The following is a 20,333-nucleotide window of genomic DNA, read 5'->3' as shown; positions in this document are numbered from 1 at the left end:
GGCCGGCGGCGGGGCCGGCGTGCGGCCCGCCGGCACCCTCGTCGGCCTGCACCGCGCCGGGTTCCAGCAGGTCCCCGTCGTCGTCCAGGACTTCGAGGACGGTGGCCACGGACACCTCGTGTTCAGGCACGATGGTCAGTTCCGGCACGCTGGCGGGATCAGCCCCGGGAGCAGCCAATGCAGGAGCAGCCGACGCGGAAGCAACAGGCGCGGAAGCAGCAGGCGCGGGCCCGGAAGGTTCCTCCCGGATGTCGGCGTTCCCGTCCGGGCCCACTACGACGGCGGCGGGTCGGCTTGCGGTGAAAGCAGGCTGCCCGGCAGTGACGGCAGCCTGGCCGGCCGACCCGAGGGTCAGCGACTGCAGGAGGATGACGCCCTCGGCGAGCGGCAGGTCGGGGAGCCCGGCCTCTCCCGCGCCCGGGATGGCCAGCGTGCACTGCGCCGGCAGGGCGAAACGGCGTTCGTTCCAGGTGGTCACATCACGGCCGTTGAGTTCCACGGCGGCGTCCGGCTGCCCCACGGTGAGGTCCAGGTCCCCGCGCAGGAAAACGCGGAGCGATCCGTTGAAGTCCAGGATTCCGAACGACGGCATGTTGGCAAGCGATCCGCCGGAACTGCTGGTAACGGCGTGCAGCACCTCGTGGACGGGAGGCCTGTCCGCCAGCAGGTCCCACAGCGCGCGGACGAGGGCGGGCGGGGTGCCGGGGCCCAGCAGGACGGCGGTGCCGGACCGCACCACCCCCAGCCAGGAGCCGGGCACGTAACTAGTGCGCTCCATTGGACGGCTCCCCGCTTTCGCTGCTCCCACCCGCGTCGTTCCCGCCGGAGGCGTTCGCACCCGGGGCGGCGTCCGGCCCGGCGTCCGGTTTTTGCTGCGGCACGGGCCGGGTGGCGGCATCGGCCGGCTCCACCACATGGGCGCGCGGCAGCGTAATGTCATCCTCGGCCGGCGCGTCCTGACGGGGCGCGGTGGTGGCGGCGCCGGCGTCGTTCAGCACGTTCCGGGCGTCCACCACGATCACGGTGACGTTGTCCCTGCCACCGCTCCGCAGCGCCGCCTGGATCAAGGCGTCCACCGCGTCCTGTGGCTGGCCCACGGTGCTCAGGATGTGGAAGATGTGCTCGTCGCTCAGTTCGGAGGTCAGGCCGTCCGAGCACACCAGGACACGGTCCCCTTCCTCGACGGGCAGCAGCCAGTAGTCGGCCTCTGTCTCATCGCCGGTGCCCAGCGCGCGGGTGACGACGTGCCGGCGGGGGTGGACGGTGGCCTGCTGGGGGGTGATCTCCCCGGCGTCCACCAGTTCCTGGACCTCGGAGTGGTCCACGCTGATCTGCTCGAGCCGGCCCTGGCTGAGCCGGTAGGTGCGGGAGTCGCCGATGTTCATGACCAGCCAGTACGGCACGCCCATCTGCTCCACAACCACGGCGCCGGTCAGGGTTGTTCCGGCCCGGGCGCCTGTGGCTTCCCGGATGGAGTCGTCGGCGCGGACCAGGTACTGCTGCAGGACCGCCGCCGTGGCGGTCCGCTCGCCGTTGGTGAGCTGGGGCATCGCCGCCAGCGCGCGGACGCACATTCCGCTGGCGATCTCGCCGGCCTCGTGGCCGCCCATCCCGTCGGCGACGGCGAAGACGGGATCGGAGGCGATGAACGAATCCTCGTTCAGTTCACGACGGAGTCCACGGTCCGTTCCGTACCCGTAGGCGAGGGTGAGTCCCTGCCCGTTCTGTGCGGTGGGCGGAACGCTGGCGGGCTGTTGGTTCATGCCTGTCCTAGGTAAAAGGTGCGGTCTCCAAAGTGGACGCTGGAGCCCGGGGTGACAAAACTGGGGACGCCCGGCTCGAGCGCGGTGCGGTGGCCGTCAGGGGTTGTTACGGCACTGCCGTTGGTTGAGTTCCGGTCCGTCACCCAGACTCCTGCGCCGTCGGTGAGCAGGTGCAGGTGGGTCTTTGAAATGGAGCGGCCGGGATCGTCGACGGCGAGCAGTTGGGCGTGCTGTTCGCCCGCCTGGCCCACGGGGTTGCGGCCCACCAGGACACTGCGGTCGAGCTGGAAGTCGCGGCCGTCGTCGAGCCTGATCCGCAGCACCGCGACCTGTGCCGGGCCGGCGTTGCCGGGACGCACCTGGGTGCGTTCGACGTCGTCGTCTGTCTGCGGATGCTGCACTTCCGCAGCTCCGGTGGCTGGCGGCGCAAAGGAGGCGGGCGAGGTGTAGGGCATCGTCTGCGACGGCATGGTGTGCGCGGCTGCCGTTTCTATGGGAACGGGCGGCGTCGCCGGCTGGGGCGCCTGGACCGGACCTGCCGCGGCCTGCACGGGCTGTGCCGTCGAGTGTGCGTGATGTGCCGGCGCCTGCGCGTTGTTGAACCTGGGTGCGCCGGCCACGGGGGAAACCACTTGCTGGACGGGCGGCAGGTCGAGCGGCGCGAAACTGTAGGGTCCCTGGATTCCGCCGGTCGTAATGGGATCACGGCCTGCCTTGATGTCGAAGGCGAGGGTTTTGGCCGCGGTGTCGTGCCAGCCGCGCAGCCGGCCGTTTTTGTCCCACCTGTTCGAGACCACTACCAGCACCGCCCACACGGTGCCGGCCAGCACCAGCGGGCCGAGGATGAACAGGGCAGGGCCGAACCACTGGAAGACCACCACCAGGACCGCGCCGGCCGCGGCCAACAGGATGCCGGCCCCGGTGACCAGTCCGCGCAGGAACACTGCTCCGGCGCCGGGGGCATACCCGTCGTTGTCGGCGCTGCGGATCCCCATCAGCAGGTTCCCGGGCGTCTTTCCCGTCCGCGCTTCCAGGCCCATGACCACGAAGAGATAGACGACGGCCAGGCCCAGCCCGATGCCGCCAAACAACACCAGGGATGCTGTGTCGTAGATGATGAACCCGCCGCTGCGGGTACGCGTCACGCCGGCAAAGCCCACGGCGAACGACACCACCAGGACCGCCAGGGGCGGCAGCCAGTCGATGACGGCAGCACCGAGCCGCTTGCCCGCCGTGGCCGGGACAAGCCGAAGGTTTGTTGCCATTCCCGTTCCTCCCCCTGGAGCGGCACCCACCTGGCCGGTGGAACCGCCGGCGTCCCCCGGCGCCGCGTCCGCATGTGCGATGCCCGCAGCCCAAGGGGCCGGGGACGTTTGTACTACCGGGATAGTACCGGGAATCGCAGGAGCCTGCCCGGCGGCCGCGGAAGGTCCGGCCGGTATGCCCTGGCTGGGGACCTGGTCCCTGCTGCGGATGCTGCGTGCGCCCCGGTTGGGCAGCGGCGCCCCGCAGGCCGGGCAAAACGCCGCCCCGGGATGGACAGGCTGCTGGCAGCGTGGGCATCGCCCGGCGTCGGAGGTCACTGCGTCATGGGTCCTTGCGTTGGAGGGGTGTCTGTTCGGTGTTGGTCCGCGCCGTCCTGCGGTTGGCCCGTCCGGCGTCCCCGCAGCCTGGCCGCAGGCAAGGACGGCAGGGGCAGCCGGCCGCCGCGACGGCTAAGCGCGCCACGGGCATCAGCCAGGAGCGACCTGGGCGAGAAGCGTGCCTGCTGCCGGCGCCAGAACCCGACCGTCGCGGTCATCTCCTTCAGGGAACCGTCCACGATGGTCCAGTACTCGCGCACCTCGTCCTCTGTGGGCTGGCCCGCGCCAAAAATGGAGGCGTCCGCACGGCGGGCCAGCATGGTGGTGGTTGCCTGGCTGGCGGGGAACGCCTCGGCCAGGACCGCAGCACTCTCCCGGCGCGTGGCGCGGGTGTCGACGGCGGCACCCATGTCCGTCGCCAGGCTCACCACTTCGCTCCATCCCCCGCCGACCCGCTGCGCAGGCTGGCCGTCGCGGAAACGCGCCTTCCGGCGTCGTGATTTCAGCAGGGCGACCAGCAGCAGCGGCAGCGCGAGGATGGACAGCGGAATCAGCGCCACGCCCAGCGCGCCCAGCAGGGCGCCCCAGAACAGCCAGGGATTGTTCTTCTTCTCGTCGGCGTCGAGCGCGTCCGGTGAGGAGTCCGGCGGAAGGTCCGCAGGCTCCTGCGGCGGGGGCGGCGGCTGCAGTACCTGCGGCTTGGGCTTGGACTTGTTTTCCGGATCCGGCGGGATGGGCACGTTGTCCTTCGGCGGCGTGGGATCGAAGCTGACCCAGCCCACCCGTTCAAAGGCCACCTCGACCCAGGCGTGGACGTTCCTGCCGGTGATCTTGACCTCGCCCGCACCGTTCTCGGGGCTGGTGGGGTCGGGATAGAAGCCCATCACCACGCGGGAAGGGATGCCCAGATGCCGCAGCATCAGGGACATCGCGACAGCGTACTGCTCGTCGTCGCCGAGCATCTGCTTGGCGGTGAGCAGGTTCCGGATCCGGGCGGACCCGTGGCCGGAGACGCTGGGCAGCTGCCCTTCGCTGACCAGGCCGTTGCTGAAGGCGCCGGTCTTTTGGAAGTGGGCCTCGATCTGCCGTACGCGGTCGATGGCGGTGGGCGCATCGGCGGAGAGGTCGTTGGCCTGGGAGCCGACCACCGGCGGCACCTCCAGGGCATCCGGCATGCTGATCTTCGCGAAGTCGTATTGGGTCAGCTGTCCGTGTTCCAGCTTGACGGGGTCGGAAACCTGGACTGTGTAGGAGTCGCCGCGGGCCAGGCCGTGGGTGGTGACCGCGGTGTCCGTTCCGGAGTTGAAGTACAGGCCCGAGGCGGCCGCCGAGGCGCTGTCATCGAAGCTCAGGCCGGTGGTCTTGCGCCCGCCGGGAACAAAGAAGCCCTGGTAGTCCTCGATGGTGATGTTGATCGAGTAATCGTTGGTGGGGACGGTTCCGGAGGTGTCGGCCAGCGTGTTGATGGACTCGGTGTCTCCCACCTTGCTGAAATTGCCCGAACCGTTGGGGTCCATGTTGTAGTTGGTGCCGTTGAACGCGTCCAGGGCGCCCAGCCGGACCCGCCCGTCGCGGGGAAGCCCCTTGACCACGAACAGGGTGTCGTCCTTTTTGTCCTTCACGTAGGTGCGGAAGCTTGCCAGCGGGGTGATGTAGTCCTTCGGGTCGAACGGCGGGACCACCACGTTCCGGAGCACTTTCCGGTCATCGCCGGCCGTCACCAGTGGTGCGGACAGCGCCGTGACGCCGACACTTACGGCGATCACGCCGGCTGCCATGCCCAGCCGCCGGATCCTGGCCTTGCGGGTAGTGGAGGAATCGGTCTGCGGGTTGTTGACCGCCACCCTGCGTGTGCTCTGGCGCCGCAGGGCGTCACGGCGGAAGGTGGCCCAGGCGATGCCGAGGACCGTGAGCCCGATGCCGCGCTCAAGCGTGAGGAAAGCGGCGTTGGTGCTGAACGCGATGCCGGTGACGAACAGGACCAGGACGGGAAGCAGCGGGAAGTACGGGCTCCGGACCCGCCAGGTCAGGACCGCGGCCACCAGGGCGGTAACCATCGAGCTGATGAAGGGGACGATGAGCACCCCGCCGGCGGTTCCTACCGGGACACCGACTGTGAGCATGTCCTTCCAGGAGAAGACGATGCCCAGCAGCAGGATCCGCAGCGAGTCCAGGGTGGGGACGAAACCGGCGATGGCCGAATCCGGGACCGCCAGCAGGGTGCCGAACACCAGGTAGGCGCCCAGGGCGAGGGCCGCGGTGATCAGCAGGCCCAGCCGCAGGTGGGCGTTGGCGACGCCGATCGCCAGGCCCAGCAGGATGCCGCCGAAGCCGGAGAGGAGGTAGTAGGGGTCGCCGCCGAAACTCAGCCCGAAACCGAGAAGGCCCAGCCCCAGCAGGACGGTCAGGGCGCCGGCGTCGAGCAGGAAATGCCAGCGCGGCTGGCCGTCACTGAAAGCCGACTGCTGGCCCTCAACTGGCGCCCGGCGGGATGTTCGGCGGGGCCGTTGGCCCGGTGTGATTCTGCCCGGCGCGGAGCTCATGCTGCCGCCTTTCTTAACACGATGGCCAGGTCGGACAGGTCACCCAGGGTCAGCACTGTCAGGTCCGCGATGTTGGCCCTGGACGCGGCGGCTCCGGCTTCGACGCGGACGGCCAGGCTGCGGACGCCCGGAGGCACGGACGCGGCTGCGGAGCGCAGCTGGCTGGCGGTGACGTTGCTGCCCACCACGAAGAACGACACGGACGCATTGGGGACGGTGTCGGCCAGTGTCCGTGCCAGGTCGACGGCGGTGCGCCGCATGGGTGCGCCGACGATCCTGGTCATGTCATCCAGCATGTTGCGGCCGGTTTCGCAGCGCAGCGGGCCCTTTTGGGTGAGGATGTCCAGCTCCCGCTGTTCCCGGATGGCCTGGCGGCCGATGGACGCGGCCGCCGAAATTGCCATCTCGAACTCGTTTTCGGATGCGTACTCGTCCGTATTGATGGACAGCGCGATGGCCAGGTGGGCACGGCGGGTTTCCTCGAACTGTCGGACCATGAGCTTGCTGGTGCGGGCCGTTGTTTTCCAGTGGATGTGCCGGCGGTCGTCTCCGGGTACGTAGTCGCGCAGGGCGTGGAAGGACACGTCTGCGCTGGACAGCTCCGTTGTGGGCATGCCTTCCAGATCCCGGATGAATCCCGCGGCGGAACCGGCGAGGGCAACGGTGCGGGGGTGGACAAAGAGGTCTTCGGGCTCGGTCCACAGGACCTGCCGGCGGAGCAGGTGCAGCGGGTCCGCCCGGACAGAGCGCACCGGGCCGACGACGATCACGGCGCGGCGGGCCGTGGGGATCGTAAACAGGTCTTCATGGACCTGGCCGGGTTTCATCCTGGGCAGGTGGAACACCGCCGTGGCGTTCCCGACCGGCAGTTCCAGGGCTGCCGGGAGCAGGGGGCGTGCCGAGGTGTTGGACACCGCGATGCTGCCGACGGCGCTGTCCCCCACGGCCACCCGGGTCCGGGCCAAATCCAGCACCACTCCGTAGGACGAGCGGCCCAGAATGAAGCCCACCGCCGCAAGGAACATCACAAAGGCGGCGATGGCTGCGGCCTTTGCTTCCTGCCAGCCGAAGGCCTGCCCTGCCACCCACAGCAGGATGGCGGCAGCCAGGACGGACCAGCCGAGGATGCTGACGACGGACAGGACCGGCCAGGCGTATGTCAGCCAGGCGCCGCGGACCGTCCGCCAGGCCGGGGCCAGTGCAAGGGCCGCGGTGCTGCTGGCCTCGGCCCAGACGGCCGGGGGGTGGAGCCGGGCGGACCGGCCGTGCCGGAGGAAGGGTTGCTTCAGACGCTCCGTGAGCCGGGTCAACGGGGTGCCGCTGGACATATGTGTGCCTTCGTGTTGTTGCGCTGGAGTTCGGTGGTACCGGGGCTGCGGTGGCAGCAATCCCGGCGCTCAGGTGTCCCTGTGGTCAGGCAGTGGTGCGCTGCTGGGGAGCGGCCACGTCGGCGAGGATCCGGGTCAGCACAGCTTCGGCAGTGGCGCCGGAGAACTCGGCTTCGGGGTCCATGACAAAACGGTGCGTCCACACCACGCCGGCGAGTTCCTTCACGTCATCGGGCAGGACGAAGTTCCGGCCCTGGGACGCTGCCCAGACCTTGGCGGCGCGCACCATGGCCAGGGCACCGCGGACCGAGACTCCCAGCCGGGTTTCGGTGGCGTTGCGGGTTTCCTCGCAGAGCCGCGAGATGTACTCCAGCACGGCGGTGTCCACGTGGACAGTGGCGGCAAGGTCCGCCATGTCAGCCACGGCCTGGGTGGTGATCACGGCGGAGAGCTCCTTCGAGCGGTCCTTGAGGTTGGACCCGCCCAGAAGCCGGACCGTGGAGGCGTGGTCCGGGTACCCGATGGAGGTCTTGATCAGGAACCGGTCCAGCTGGGCTTCGGGCAGCCGGTAGGTGCCGGCCTGCTCGATGGGGTTCTGGGTGGCCATGACCATAAACGGGCGTCCGGCGGAGTAGGTGACGCCGTCCACCGTGACCCGGGATTCCTCCATGACTTCCAGCAGCGCCGACTGCGTCTTGGGCGAAGCCCGGTTGATTTCGTCGGCGAGGACGATGTTGTTGAAGATGGGGCCCTTGTGGAACTCGAACTTCTGCGTCTTCTGGTCGTAGATGGTCACACCGGTGACATCCGAGGGCAGCAGGTCGGGGGTGAACTGAATGCGGTTGTTCGAACCCTGCACCGTGGCGGCCAGGGCCCGGGCCAGGGACGTCTTCCCGGTACCCGGAGCGTCCTCGAACAGGACGTGCCCCTCGGCTAGCATCGCGGTGAAGGTCAGCCGGATGACGTGCTCCTTGCCCAGGACCGCGTGGCCCACGTTCGCAACGAGTTTTTCAAAGGTGTCGGCAAACCAGGCGGCCTGCTCCTGGGTCATGGTCATGGGTGCGGTCTTCCTTCTGTGGTGTTCACGGTTTGTTGTGGGGCAGGGCATGCCCTGCCCCACTCGTATGCCGGTAGCCCGGTTATCGGTTGGGCATCCCTGCGGGCGGGTTGCAGCCGACATTGGAGGTATCGCAGCGAAGCCAGTTTCCTGCGGCCATGCCCTCGGACAGGTGGTACCAGATGCCGCTGGGGTTGTTCGACGTCTTGTACCAGACCTGGTAGCGGTCAGCCCGGGAGTAGGCTCCGGCGTCAAGCCAGATGCCTTCCCCGTTGCACTGCGACGGGTTTCCTGCGACGTAGCTGTCCGTACCCTTCCGGGGTTCGGTGCAGCTGCGCACCGGGCTGGCGGTGACGTTCCAGGAGGTGGGCGGCGGCGGGGTCGGGTCCGCGCCCGACCGGGACGTCACGGGTCCGCCGATGGCACCGGGCGTCACCGTCACGGCACGCACCCGAAGCTGGCGGGCCTGGTCCCAGCCGCCTGCGGACCGGTCGTAGCGGTTGGCCTTGCCCACATTGATCCAGCCGCCGCCCTCGTAGCTCACCTCGTAGTGGCTCAGCGGACGCCCGTTGGTGTTGGGATCGTTCCAGGTCCAGTGGACGTCGCCGTCGCCCTTGGCGGAGGTGCCCCCGTTGATGTTGGGTGCGTTTGCCGGCCCGTACGGGTTGCCGGTGCCGATCGCGCTGGCGTCACCGGAGACGTTGTTCTTCGTGGACGTGGCAATGATGGTCACCGTGATGTCCGTACCGTTGGGCAGTCCATTGATGTTGCCGCCCGGCGCGTTGATGGGGCCGGACTGCCCGGTGGAGGTCCGGTAGGAGTAGGCAATCTCGTTCGACGTGGAGCCGTTGCGCTGCGCCTCCGTCAGCGGTGTGAACGTCACCTTCAGCTGGCCGCTGGTCCCGGTCGGTTCCACTGTGCCGCCGCTGACCTGGCCTGGTTTGCCCGCCGCACGTACCGCAGCCGACTGGGCGCTGGTGGCGCTGGTCCCGGCCTTGTTGGTGGCGGAGACCGTGAAGGTGTAGTTGGTCTCCGAGTTGTCCACGGTGACGTTCTGCGTGGTGCCCGTTACCTGCTGGCTGGCCACCACGGCGCCGCCGCGCAGGGTGGTCAGCGTGTAGGCAGAGACGGCGTCACCGTTGTTGTTCGGTGCCGTCCATGAGACCTTCATCTGGCTCTGGCTTCCCAGCGACTGCGCCTGGACCGCCGTGGGCGCGGCCGGGGTTGCCGGCACGCCCGCGGGGACTTCCGCGGCCGAATAGGGGCTCCATTCGGAGGGCTCCTTGGCATCGTTGCGGGCCAGGACCCTGACCTTGTAGGAGACGCCGTTCTGCAGGCCCTTCCAGACGTAGCTGACGGCCGTCAGGTTCTGGATCTGGGCGTTTTGCCCGGCGGGGGGCGGCGAGATCTCGAGGTCGTAGGATTTCACCGGCGAGCCCTTGCTCGCGGGGGCAGTCCAGTTGACCGCGAGTTCCTTGTCGCCGAACTTCAGCGATGGTGCCAGCGGGGTCTCAGGCTTGACGTCGGGTCGCACCTCCGCGGAGGCCGGAGACCTGTCGGATTCGCCGAACTCATTGGTGGCCGTGACCTGGAAGTGGTACGTGGTGTTGTTGGTCAGGCCGTTGAGGGTGCAGGTGTTGGCCGGGCAGTCCTGCCGGAAGCCGCCTTCGCCGTACACGGTGTACTTGGTGATCGCAGCGCCCCTGTCGGCGGGCGCCGTCCAGGTCAGCAGCGCCGTGCGGTCGCCCACGCTCTGCGCCTGCGGCGTGGTGGGGGCCTGCGGCTTGTCCTTGACGGTGAGCCGGATCCGGGCGGTTGCCTGCCGGGAAGCGTCGCCCGTCTTGTCCTCCACCGTGTAGGAAACCACCATGGTCCCGGTGAAGCCCGGGGCAGGGGTGACCAGCACCGAGCCGCCGTCGACTTCCACGTTTCCACTGCCGGTTTCCGTGCCGGCCGCTATGATCTTCAGCGGCGTTTCCGGGAACGGGTTGGCGTCGTTGGCGAGCACATTCACGGTGACCGGCTTGCCCGCTGCGGCGTTGGGCTCGACGTCGTCGTTCGCCACTGGCTTGGGCCGGTTGGAGGCGGTTACTGACAGCTGGTAGGTGGCGGTGGCTTCGAGCCCGCGGGGATCCGTGGCCTTTACCTGCAGGGCCCCCTTCGTGCCGGTGGCGCTGGAGTCCGCGGCGGACACCTTCAGGGTCTTGCCGTCGATGCTGGCGTTGAAGCCGGCAGGTGATCCGCCGACCAGCTCGTACTTCATCTTCCCGACGTCGTCGCGGTCCGGGTCCGAGGTCAGCTTGCCAAGATCGGTGCTGGCGGAGTCCCCCTTGGGCACGTCCACGGACGAGCCGAGAAGCTCGGGCGGGTTGTTCCGGTTCGGATCGGGCAGGACCTTGGTGCGGATGCTCAGGGTGGACTTCAGTCCCGCGGGGTCGTCCACGGCGTTTCCGTCCGTGACTTCGAAGGTGAGCGAGCCCGGGCCAACATAGTCGGCGCCCGCGGTGTACTTCAGGCCGGTGCCGTCACCGGTCACGGGGTCGCCGCCGTCGGAGCCGATCAGCTTGATCCGGTCGGCCTGGGTGAGCCTGGGCGAGCGGCCCTCCCGGACCTTCACCCATTCGTCCAGGTCAATGTCGATGGACTGGCCGGCGATGACTTCAACCACTTCGTCCTTGGCGAGCGTGGGAACCTGCTGTCCCAGCCCGGGAACCCAGATGACCGCCGTTGACCGCTGGCCGTCCACGTCTTCCACGGTGTACGGAACCAGTTGCGGCTGTTCGGTGAGGTCCACCACCATGTTGCCCTCGGCGCCGGGCCGGGCGGTGGGAGCTTCGGTGCTGATCTTGAGGTTCTCCCCCACCCCGTCCGGGTCCTCATCGTTCTTCAGGACGGGGACGTCGACGGCGGTCTTGCCCAGTGTCTGCGCGGAGGTCACCCTGTCGTCGCGGGCGATGGGGGCCTTGAGCGGCACCTCGTTGTCCACCACCACCCGGATGGCTGCCTGTGCCGAAGCGTCCCTGTCGTCGGCGATGGTGTAGCGGACGTTGACGGTGCCGGCCTCGTTGGGGGCCAGCAGGATGATGCGTCCGCTGGTCTTGCTGACGGTGGCCTGCAGTGCCGGGTCGGCTTCGATGCCGTCGATGAGGATGCGGATCAGGTCGCCGTCGGGGTCGGTGTCGTTGCCGGTGGCGTCGACGGCGATCTGCCGGCCCGGGCGGACCCGGACCTCGTCGTCGACGGGGGTGGGCTTCTGGTTGACTTCGCCGCGCGGGGCGATGCCCACCGTGACGGTCCCGGTGTTGACGGCGCCCTGGCGGTCCACCACCCTGTAGCGGAACGTGTCGGTTCCGGCGCCATCGCCGGCAGCGGTGAAGTCGATGAAGTTGCTGCCCACCGTGGCCGTACCCATGGCCGGGGTGCTGTCGATGCCGGTGAGCTGGACGGAGTCGCCATCGGGATCAATGCCGTCCAGCGGGACGGGGATCCGGACGGTGCCCGCGGCCACGACGCGTGCCGTAAGGTTGCGGGGCTGGGGCCGGGAGTTTTCCGCGCCTTCCAGCGGAAGGATGTGGATGGTCACAGCGGCGGCGCTCTTCTGGCCCTGGGTGTCCACGGCGTTGTAGATGGCGCGGACCGTCTTCGGCTGGGAGCCGGCGATGAACCGGACCGTGTTTTCGGACACGAAGCTCTTGCCGTCTGCGGGGTCGACGCCCTGCGGCAGTTCGGGGTCCACGGTCAGTTCCTGGCCCTGCGGATGGGTGTCGTTGTCCAGCACCGGGATGGTGACGACGTCGTTGACGCGGACGTTCACCTCGTCCGGCTTGGGCTGGGGTGCTTCCACCACTGCCGGCGCCGGGACGGGAACAACGGACACGCTGCCCGTGGCCGGCTTCTTCCCGTTGGACATCGTGTATTCGAACAGGATGGGGTCCTTGGTTCCACGGATGTCGGTGATGCGCAGGACACTGTGGTTGATCACGCTGACGGAAGCCGTCGAATTTTCGGGCAGCTTGACCGACTGCAACACCAGGACCCCGCCCGAGGGGTCGGAGTCGTTGGCGAGCGGGTCCAGCAGTACGCTGCCGCCGGTCGGCATCAGCGCCACGTCATGGACGGCCACCGGATCGCCGGCATCGTTTCCGGACTCGACGTCGACCCGGATCAGACCCTGGCTGCTTTGCGGGCCGTTGCTGGCGATGTAGGTCAGGTACACCGGACCGGGGGTGGTGCTGCGGAACGTGAAGGTGCCGCCGTCGGTGACGGGGCCCAGTTCGGCGGTGCCGCTGGCTTCCACCTGGGCGAGCCGGAGCGCGCCGCCGTTGGGGTCCACGTCGTTCTTCAACGGCGAGATGACCAGGTCCTGGCCGACCACGGCGGTGACGTGGTCGGCATTGACCACCGGAGCCAGGGCGCCCGGCGGCTGCACGTTGACAACCACCTTGCCGGTGACGGTGGCCCGGCCGTCCCAGATGGTGACCTCCACGGTCTTCTTGCCGGCGGTGGCACCGGAGTCCTGGAAGGTCAGGAGCCCGTCGCGCCGGACCTTGACCTGGTCCTGGTCGTTGTCGGCCTTGGCGTCCAGGAGGACCAGGTCATCACCATCGGGGTCCACCCAGTCCGTGAGGATGTTCTGGCTGACCGTCTTGCCCTGCTCGACGAGCATGGTCGTGTCGTCGCCACGTTTGAACTGCGGCGGCTTGTTCTCGTCCGGGCCCACCACGGTAAGGGTGACCTGGCCGGAGGCGGAGAGGCCGCGCCCGTCCGAGGCGTTGTAGCTGAACGTCTCGGTACCGGGTTTCGCGTCCGCGGGAACAGAAACCTGGAAGGCGGTGCCGCCGTAGATGTTCTGCAGGGCGCCGGCCTGCGGGCCGGAGCCGCCCAGGGCGGCGGTGAGCACATCGCCGTCGGGATCCGAATCGTTGTCCAGGACGCTGAGGATGGTGGTCCGGCCGGGTCGCACCCCGACGGCGTCCGGCTTGGTTTCCGGCGGACGGTTGGGTTTGGTCCGGTCTGGCAGGACGTTGATGGTGTTGTTGTCCGCGGACTCCTGGTCCTGCTCATCGGATTCGTTCTTGGGCGGGACGACATCGTCCCAGTTGTTGACCAGCTGCATGTTCTGGTTGACCAGCCACACATTCCCCGAGTTCACATCATTGAGGACTACCAGGTCCCGGTTCACCCGGAAAACATACGACGGCGACGCACTCGCCTTGGGCACGTCCACGTTCTTGTCATCAGCGTCATTGGCACAGTCACGGACGTACTTGTTCGCCCCGGACCAGGCGGCATGCACGCACCCGCCCAGCTGCACGGGCGCCGCAGGGATCCCCTCGCCGTCGAACGTCACCGTTTTGGCGGTGCCACCGTCCAGCGGCTGCTTCAGCAGCGCCTTCTGGGTGGCGATCGCGACGAAGTCGCTGCCCGGACCCGTCTGCTGCAGCTTCGCGTCCCGCGCGTTGTCCAGCTGGAGCCGCTTGCCGCCCGGGAGGAACAGCTTTCCCGCCGCAGCGTCCAGGATGACCGGCTGGTCCCCCACCACGGTGATTTGCAGGTCCCCCGACCCTTTCAACTCACCCCACGCTTCGGACTCCGACGAGGTCACCGCACCATTGGCATCAACCCCGGTCACAGTAACCGTGCCGGACTCCGGGTCAGCAGAATAGATCCGGTCATCGTCCCCGACAGCGGATACGGTGCCCTCGGCACCCACCAGCACCGGCTCCGACGCTTCCTCGTCAAAGCCATTCACCGTCGACGGCGAAACGGCCCAGACCTTTCCCGACGCTGCGTCCGTGACAGCAATAACCTCGGACCCGAAACTTACTTCGGCCGCTCCCGGAAGCTGTTTGTCCCCGCCCAGCCGCATGTTCGCCGGCGACACCTGGTTCAACGTCGAACCCGACTCGTCATCAACAAACACATCACCCGCGTCCTGCAGGATGTCGAACGTGGTCGACGCCGGCGTCACCGCCCCGTCAAGGACACGGGAGGGATAGTTCAGCCGGCCCACAGCATTCTTCGACTTGGAGACAACCCACACGCCGCCGTCGTTCAACTCCACCTCGGTGGTCTTGAACCCCGGATAAAGAACGGCACCCGTCACCACGAGCGCCACGGCAGCACTGAACGCCGTGCCGTTGACGATCTTCCTGTGGCGCCGTTTGAGCCCAAGTTTCCCCAGCAGACTTGTCACAGCGTATTTCCCCTGATTCAGTGCTGCCCGCGGCAGCTGCCGGCCCGGGGTGGAAACCCCCGGGCCCGTTGTATTTATCCGCCCCGGTCAAAGCGGTTGAGACCTGAAGTGCGCCCTGCCCGGACCGAAGGCCCGGCAGGCGGCTACCCGCGGCCCAGCTTACCTATTGCTATGTCGACGGTGCCATGGGGAGGCCTCCCCACCGGAGGGCCCCGTCCCGACTATACCGGATAGCCCAACAACTGGATAAACCCCTGGAGATCATCCCGGTCCTCGGAAATCAGTCCAGGACCAGGCCCTTTCCGAGGCCGCGGCTGAGCCGGACGGGCCGGATTTCACCGAAGCCGCGGACGTTTTCCGGCGGCTGGGGCACGAGGACAAAGCGTTCATCGTGCTCCAGTGCGGCGGCCGTCATGGAGTCCACGAGTACTGTTCCGGGGTCTGCGAGGGTGGTCAGCCGTGCGGCGAGGTTAACGGTGGGGCCGTAGATGTCGCCGAGCCGGGACAGGATCCTGCCCCACACCATTGCCACCCGGGCTTCGGGGAGGATCTCGTCTTCCGTGAACGCCTGGGCGAGGGCCAGCGAGATCTCCGCACCGGCGGCCGGTGTTTCGGCGATGTAGAGAACTTCATCACCGACGGTCTTCACCAGGCGTCCGCCGCCCACGGAAATAATTTCTGCACACTTGTTTTCGAACCGCTGCACCAGCCGGGCGAGGGTTTTTTCGTTCATCCGCCGGGAGAGGCTGGTGTAGGAGACGAGGTCGGCAAAACCCACGGCCCGGGCCAGCGGCAGCGGCGCGTCGTCCTCGTCCCCTTCACGGCCTTCTTCGCTGGCCTGGAGGCCGGCTTCGGCCCGGACGGCGAGCCGCTGCACACCTGCGTTGAGCTGGCGGCGCCAGGAATAGACGAGCACTTCCTCGAGCGCGTCCACCAGGGCCGGAAGTTCATTGACCAGCCGTTTGCGGGCAACGGCGTCGGTGACGCCCTGCTCGTGGACCATATCCTCCACCAGGGCCTCGATCTGCCACACCACCATGCGGTCGGTCATCTGGCCGATGGCGCGCGTGACCGAGATGGCCGCTTCCTCGGTGAGCTTGCCGGAGCGGACAAGGTCCACGACGGTGGAGAGGGCGGCCTGGTCCCGTTCGGTGAAGGCCACGTCATCATCGCCGAAGTTGGGGAAGCCCAGCGCACGCCACAACTTGCGCGCGGACAGGAGTGAGAGCCCGGCACCGGCGGCGACTTCACGACGGCGGAGCTTGCGTTCCCCGCCGAGGAGTCGCGTTTCCAGCGCCTTCATGGCCAGCCGCTCCGCGGACATGGTTCCGGTGGCGGGATGCGGGTCCGTGGCCGGGGAGGGTAGGGCCGGGGGCACGATGGAGTCGACGCGTTCCTGCTGGTCATCGTTCATCCCGTCCACCTTCTCTCATATCCCACGGCAAAGCTTCAGCGGGGTAGTGCGTTGTTCCGCCCTGCTGGGCGTCACGGTCTTCCGGCAACTCCCCGATGGCGTCGAGGATGAATTCCCGGAACCGGGCGACCTCGGGCACGTCCTGGAAAACCACTACGCCCTGGTGCCCGGTTTCCAAGGATATATTCCCCGAGCGCAGGAGGCGTTGCAGCAGCGATTCGTGGACGGTCAGGTTTCGGATCCACGTGAGGGGAACCTGCTGGTCCCGCCGTTTCAGCCTGCCGTACCGGGCGACCATCCGCTGGCTGGTCAAGGTGTAGCGGGTGGCATTCCAGCGCAGCAGCCGCGGCAGGCAGTAGCCCAGCCAGACCCAGGCGGCGGCCCCCGCACAGGCCCCCACGAGCCAGGGCGTCCATTGTGCCGTGAGGAAGGGAACATAGCGGCGCGCTTCGCCGCGGATGATCCAGGCGGATGCGAAGGCCGCCACCGCCGGGGACACGATGAAGGCGAGCGCGGCTCCTGCAAGCTTCCTCGGTTGCGGGCGTGTGGTGACAATCACCTGCTCGCCCGGTACGAGGTCTTTACGCATACCCGCCGTGGCCCGGCTCGTCGGGCGACGTCCACGGCCGCAGGTGCACCACGTCACCGGCGGTCACAACGTGCTCGCGCGAGTCCTTGTCCACCACCAGCAGCGAGCCGTATTCGTCGAGGCGGGACGCGTGGCCGATGATTTCGTGGTCACCCGGAAGCTGGGCCCGGACCTGCTTGCCGAGGGTGGCCATCACCGCCTCGACCCTTTTATGCAGGGAGGGCCCTCCGGCCATGCCCGCTGCGGGGTCGCCGTCCGCGTTGCAGAAGCTGCGGTAGAGCACCGCGAAGTGCGAAAGGTAACTCTTGAGCAGCAGGGTCCTGTCCGTGGTGCGGGCACCCTCCAGCGCCACGGAGGTGGCCGTTGGAACGGGCAGTTCGCCTTCGCGGAGCGTGACGTTCAGGCCTGTGCCCAGGATGACGGGGGGCACGGTGCCGTCCACCATGGGACCAAGCTGGGCCAGGATCCCGGCGATCTTCCTGCCGCGGACCAGGACGTCGTTGGGCCACTTGAGTTCAGCGGGAAGCCCTGCCGTCTCCAGGAGGGTTTCGCGCAGGGCCAGCGCCGCGATGAGGGAGAGCCACGAGTAGCTGTGCGTGGGCAGCGGCCTGCCATCGGCATTCACCGGGCGAAGGACAAGGGAGACGGAGATGGAGCTCAGCGGCGGCGCTTCCCAGCGCCGGTCCAGGCGCCCCCTTGCTGCGGTCTGGTACTCGGCGGTCAGGACGGACATGTCCGGCCACGCGCCCGGCTCCACAGTGACGGCGCGCAGGAGGTCGGCGTTGGTGGAGCCGGTGGAGTCCACCACCTCCATCCTGGGAATGCCGGCGGCGGAGAGGAAGCGCTGGTCATCCAGGTCCCATCGGTTCAAAGGGCTGCCCGGGTTGTGTGCGTCATCCATGCCTAAATCCTAGCGAGCCGGCGCCGCCGGGGAGGAGAGGCGCCTGTCCCCCGCCGAAACGGGGCGTTCGGACCCGCCGTGCAGGGAACGCGCGCGGCTACAGGAAGATGTCCGGAACCAGCTGCTCCTCCGGGGCACCGAGGCTGTAGGGGCGGAAGTCCGTGACGCCCGCGGCTGAAAGCACCTGTTCGTCGGTGTAGAAATTGCCGCTGGCAGGGCCGCCGGCCGCAAGGTGGCTTCCGGTGAGGATGGCGTGGGCGGCGTCGGCCATGATGCCGGGCGCGCGGGCGGCCTGGACCATCACGTCGCCCGAGGGCATGTTGCGGATGGCGGCGGTGTCGATCAGGGTGCAGGGCCACAGGGAGTTGACCAGGATCCCGTCACCTTTCAGTTCCTCGGCCAGGCCGAGGGTGGTCAGGCTCATGCCGTACTTGGCCATTGTGTACGCAAGGTGCTTCCCGGCCCACGCGGGGTCCAGGTTCAGGGGCGGCGACAGGGTGAGGATCTGTCCCCGCCCGGAAGCGCGCAGCGCCGGGAGCGACAGCTTGGACAGCAGGAAGGTGCCGCGCACGTTGATGTCCTGCATCAGGTCGTACTTCTTCATGTCGACGTCGTCGGTCCGGGACAGGTCGATGGCTGATGCGTTGTTGATGACGACATCGATCCCGCCAAAGTGCGCGACGGCGGCCTCGACCGCGCGCGCGACGTCCTCGTCCCGTCGAACATCCCCTACCAAAGGCAGGGCGCGTCCGCCGGCGGCTTCCAGCTCCCGCGCGGCGGTATAAACGGTCCCGGCCAGATTGGGATGCGGTTCCCCGGTCTTGGCCATCAGGACGATGTTGGCGCCGTCCCTGGCCGCCCGCAGGGCAATTGCGAGGCCAATGCCGCGGCTACCACCGGAGAGGAGGACGGTTTGTCCGTGGAGCGACCCGGCGGCCCGGTAGGGGCCGGCCGGGGCAGGCGAAGCGTCGTTGCTCGAAGTCATGCGATTACTGTAACCCAGCTAAGTTACTCATGGGTAACATGCAGGTGCGGGTGGAGGGCGCGCAGAAAATTGTAGGTTCCCTACAGCCGCAGGCGCCCAAAGCGTCACTAGACTTGCCAGCAGGGTTCGTCTTTTGTGTGGAAGCTACTTAATCTCCGCCCAGGCACGGACCGCCAGCAACACGCGCGCACCGAATTAATCTGCAACAGAGCCGGAGATACTTGATGAGCCACGATCTGACAACGACAGCGGGAAAGATCGCCGATTTCCGCGACCGCCAGGCGCGCGCCGAACAGCCCTCCGGCCCGGAAGCCATCGAGAAACAGCACGCCCGCGGCAAGAACACCGCCCGGGAACGCATCGGCCTGCTCCTCGACGAGGACTCATTCGTGGAGTTCGACGCTTTGGCCGTCCACCGGTCCACCGCCTTCGGCATGGAGAAGAAGAAACCGCTGGGTGACGGCCTGGTGTCCGGCTACGGCACCGTGGACGGGCGCCTCGTGGCCGTCTACAGCCAGGACTTTTCCGTCTACGGCGGCTCGCTGAGCCAGGTCAACGGCGAGAAGATCGTCAAGGTCCAGGAGTTTGCGCTGCGCAACGGGTGCCCTGTAGTGGGCATCCTCGACGGCGGCGGCGCGCGCATCCAGGAGGGTGTCGCCTCGCTGGCGATGTTCGCTGACATCTTCCGCAACAACGTCCACGCCTCCGGCGTCATCCCGCAGGTTTCCATGATCATGGGCCCCTCCGCCGGAGGCGCGGCCTACTCCCCCGCCCTCACCGACTACGTGGTGATGGTGGATAAGACCTCGCACATGTTCATCACCGGCCCGGACGTCATCAAGACCGTCACCGGCGAGGATGTGGACATGGAGACCCTGGGCGGCGCCCGTCAGCACAACGCCACCACCGGCACCTCCACCTACCTTGCCTCGGACGAAAGCGACGCCATCGAGTTCGTCCGCGAACTGCTGGACTTCCTCCCCTCGAACAACCTCTCCGAGGCCCCCGTCACCGGGCACGAGCAGGAACTGGAGGTCGACGACGACGACCTCGCCCTCGACACGCTGATCCCGGATTCGGCCAACCAGCCCTACGACATGCGCGCAGTCATCGAGCAGATCGTCGACGACGGGCACTTCCTGGAGATGCAGGCCCTGTACGCACCCAACGTCATGATCGGCTACGGCCGCGTGGAAGGGCACACCGTGGGCATCGTGGCCAACCAGCCGCTGCAGTTCGCCGGCACGCTGGACATCGCGGCCTCGGAGAAGGCCGCACGCTTCGTCCGCCACTGCGACGCGTTCAACATCCCCATCATCACCCTGGTGGATGTGCCCGGCTTCCTGCCCGGCAAGGACCAGGAGTTCCAGGGCATCATCCGCCGCGGCGCCAAGCTGCTGTACGCCTACGCCGAGGCCACCGTTCCCAAGCTCACCGTCATCACCCGCAAGGCCTACGGTGGCGCCTACATCGTGATGGGCTCCAAGAAACTGGGCGCAGACCTCAACCTTGCGTGGCCGACCGCGCAGATCGGCGTCATGGGTGCGCAGGGCGCCGTCAACATCCTCTACCGCCGCGACCTCGCAGCCGTGCACGAGGCCGGCGGCGACGTCGAGGCGCGCCGCGCCGAAGTCATCCGCCAGTACGAGGAAGAACTCCTCAACCCGTACCAGGCAGCTGAGCTCGGTTATGTGGACGCCGTCATCGCACCGTCCGACACCCGCGTGCAGATCGTCAAGGGCCTGCGCGCGCTGCGGGACAAGCGGGCGAGCCTCCCGGCCAAAAAGCACGGAAACATCCCGCTGTGACAAAGGAAAAGCCAATGCCTGAGCCTGCAGAAGGCACCAGCGCGGCAGCTGCCCCGCTGCTCTCCGTGGTCAAGGGGCAGCCGAACGCCGAGGAACTGGCGGCGCTTACCGCCGTCGTACTGTCCCTGGGTGGGGCGGAGCCCGCGCCCGCCAGGACGCCGAACGT

Annotated in this window: 12 protein-coding genes and 2 pseudogenes; 2 read left to right on the top strand and 12 right to left on the bottom strand. The window is 68.0% G+C overall.

Annotation, left to right across the window (positions count from 1 at the left end; all coding sequences use genetic code 11):
• From ACYQ1Z_RS00585 to ACYQ1Z_RS00530, 12 genes and pseudogenes are all read right to left on the bottom strand, one after another.
• A pseudogene (locus ACYQ1Z_RS00585) lies at positions 1-778 on the bottom strand (FHA domain-containing protein); the annotation flags it as partial.
• Positions 765-1,763 carry a PP2C family protein-serine/threonine phosphatase gene (locus ACYQ1Z_RS00580; protein WP_459790395.1) on the bottom strand — a complete coding sequence of 333 codons (999 nt, stop codon included), beginning with the start codon at positions 1,761-1,763 and terminating at the stop codon, positions 765-767. The gene ACYQ1Z_RS00580 and the pseudogene ACYQ1Z_RS00585, both read right to left, overlap by 14 nt.
• Positions 1,760-3,028 carry an RDD family protein gene (locus tag ACYQ1Z_RS00575; RefSeq protein WP_459790403.1) on the bottom strand — a complete coding sequence of 423 codons (1,269 nt, stop codon included), beginning with the start codon at positions 3,026-3,028 and terminating at the stop codon, positions 1,760-1,762. The genes ACYQ1Z_RS00580 and ACYQ1Z_RS00575 overlap by 4 nt, the downstream gene beginning before the upstream one ends.
• A 261-nt stretch (positions 3,029-3,289) precedes the next feature.
• Positions 3,290-3,346 (bottom strand): annotated as a pseudogene (locus tag ACYQ1Z_RS00570) (hypothetical protein); the annotation flags it as partial.
• The gene (locus ACYQ1Z_RS00565; RefSeq protein ID WP_459790394.1) at positions 3,343-5,889 is read right to left on the bottom strand and encodes a transglutaminase domain-containing protein; all 2,547 of its coding nucleotides are present in this window, start codon (positions 5,887-5,889) and stop codon (positions 3,343-3,345) included. The gene ACYQ1Z_RS00565 and the pseudogene ACYQ1Z_RS00570, both read right to left, overlap by 4 nt.
• Positions 5,886-7,217, bottom strand: coding sequence for a DUF58 domain-containing protein (locus ACYQ1Z_RS00560; RefSeq protein ID WP_459790392.1), 1,332 nt, complete (start codon positions 7,215-7,217; stop codon positions 5,886-5,888). The genes ACYQ1Z_RS00565 and ACYQ1Z_RS00560 overlap by 4 nt, the downstream gene beginning before the upstream one ends.
• An 85-nt stretch (positions 7,218-7,302) precedes the next feature.
• A complete protein-coding gene (locus tag ACYQ1Z_RS00555; RefSeq protein WP_459790391.1) occupies positions 7,303-8,274 on the bottom strand; it encodes an AAA family ATPase in 972 nt (323 codons plus the stop codon).
• An 82-nt stretch (positions 8,275-8,356) separates the two neighbouring features.
• Positions 8,357-14,470, bottom strand: a complete 6,114-nt coding sequence (locus ACYQ1Z_RS00550) for an Ig-like domain-containing protein (RefSeq protein WP_459790390.1) — start codon at positions 14,468-14,470, stop codon at positions 8,357-8,359.
• A 280-nt stretch (positions 14,471-14,750) separates the two neighbouring features.
• Positions 14,751-15,884 carry an adenylate/guanylate cyclase domain-containing protein gene (locus tag ACYQ1Z_RS00545; protein ID WP_459790389.1) on the bottom strand — a complete coding sequence of 378 codons (1,134 nt, stop codon included), beginning with the start codon at positions 15,882-15,884 and terminating at the stop codon, positions 14,751-14,753.
• Positions 15,874-16,473, bottom strand: coding sequence for a PH domain-containing protein (locus ACYQ1Z_RS00540; RefSeq protein ID WP_459790388.1), 600 nt, complete (start codon positions 16,471-16,473; stop codon positions 15,874-15,876). The genes ACYQ1Z_RS00545 and ACYQ1Z_RS00540 overlap by 11 nt, the downstream gene beginning before the upstream one ends.
• Positions 16,466-17,374 carry a biotin--[acetyl-CoA-carboxylase] ligase gene (locus ACYQ1Z_RS00535; RefSeq protein WP_459790387.1) on the bottom strand — a complete coding sequence of 303 codons (909 nt, stop codon included), beginning with the start codon at positions 17,372-17,374 and terminating at the stop codon, positions 16,466-16,468. The genes ACYQ1Z_RS00540 and ACYQ1Z_RS00535 overlap by 8 nt, the downstream gene beginning before the upstream one ends.
• A 97-nt stretch (positions 17,375-17,471) precedes the next feature.
• On the bottom strand, positions 17,472-18,359 hold the full coding sequence (locus ACYQ1Z_RS00530; protein WP_459790386.1) for an SDR family oxidoreductase: 888 nt from the start codon (positions 18,357-18,359) through the stop codon (positions 17,472-17,474).
• Between the two features lie 224 nt (positions 18,360-18,583).
• Here ACYQ1Z_RS00530 and ACYQ1Z_RS00525 point away from each other — a divergent pair, with 224 nt between their 5' ends.
• Complete coding sequence (locus ACYQ1Z_RS00525; protein ID WP_459790385.1) at positions 18,584-20,167, top strand: acyl-CoA carboxylase subunit beta; 1,584 nt, start codon at positions 18,584-18,586, stop codon at positions 20,165-20,167.
• Between the two features lie 14 nt (positions 20,168-20,181).
• The coding region (locus ACYQ1Z_RS00520) for an acyl-CoA carboxylase subunit epsilon (RefSeq protein WP_459790402.1) at positions 20,182-20,333 on the top strand (152 nt) is incomplete at its 3' end.

The sequence above is a fragment of the Arthrobacter sp. AD-310 genome (genome assembly GCF_054656615.1).
This window is presented reverse-complemented; position numbering and strand designations above follow the sequence as displayed.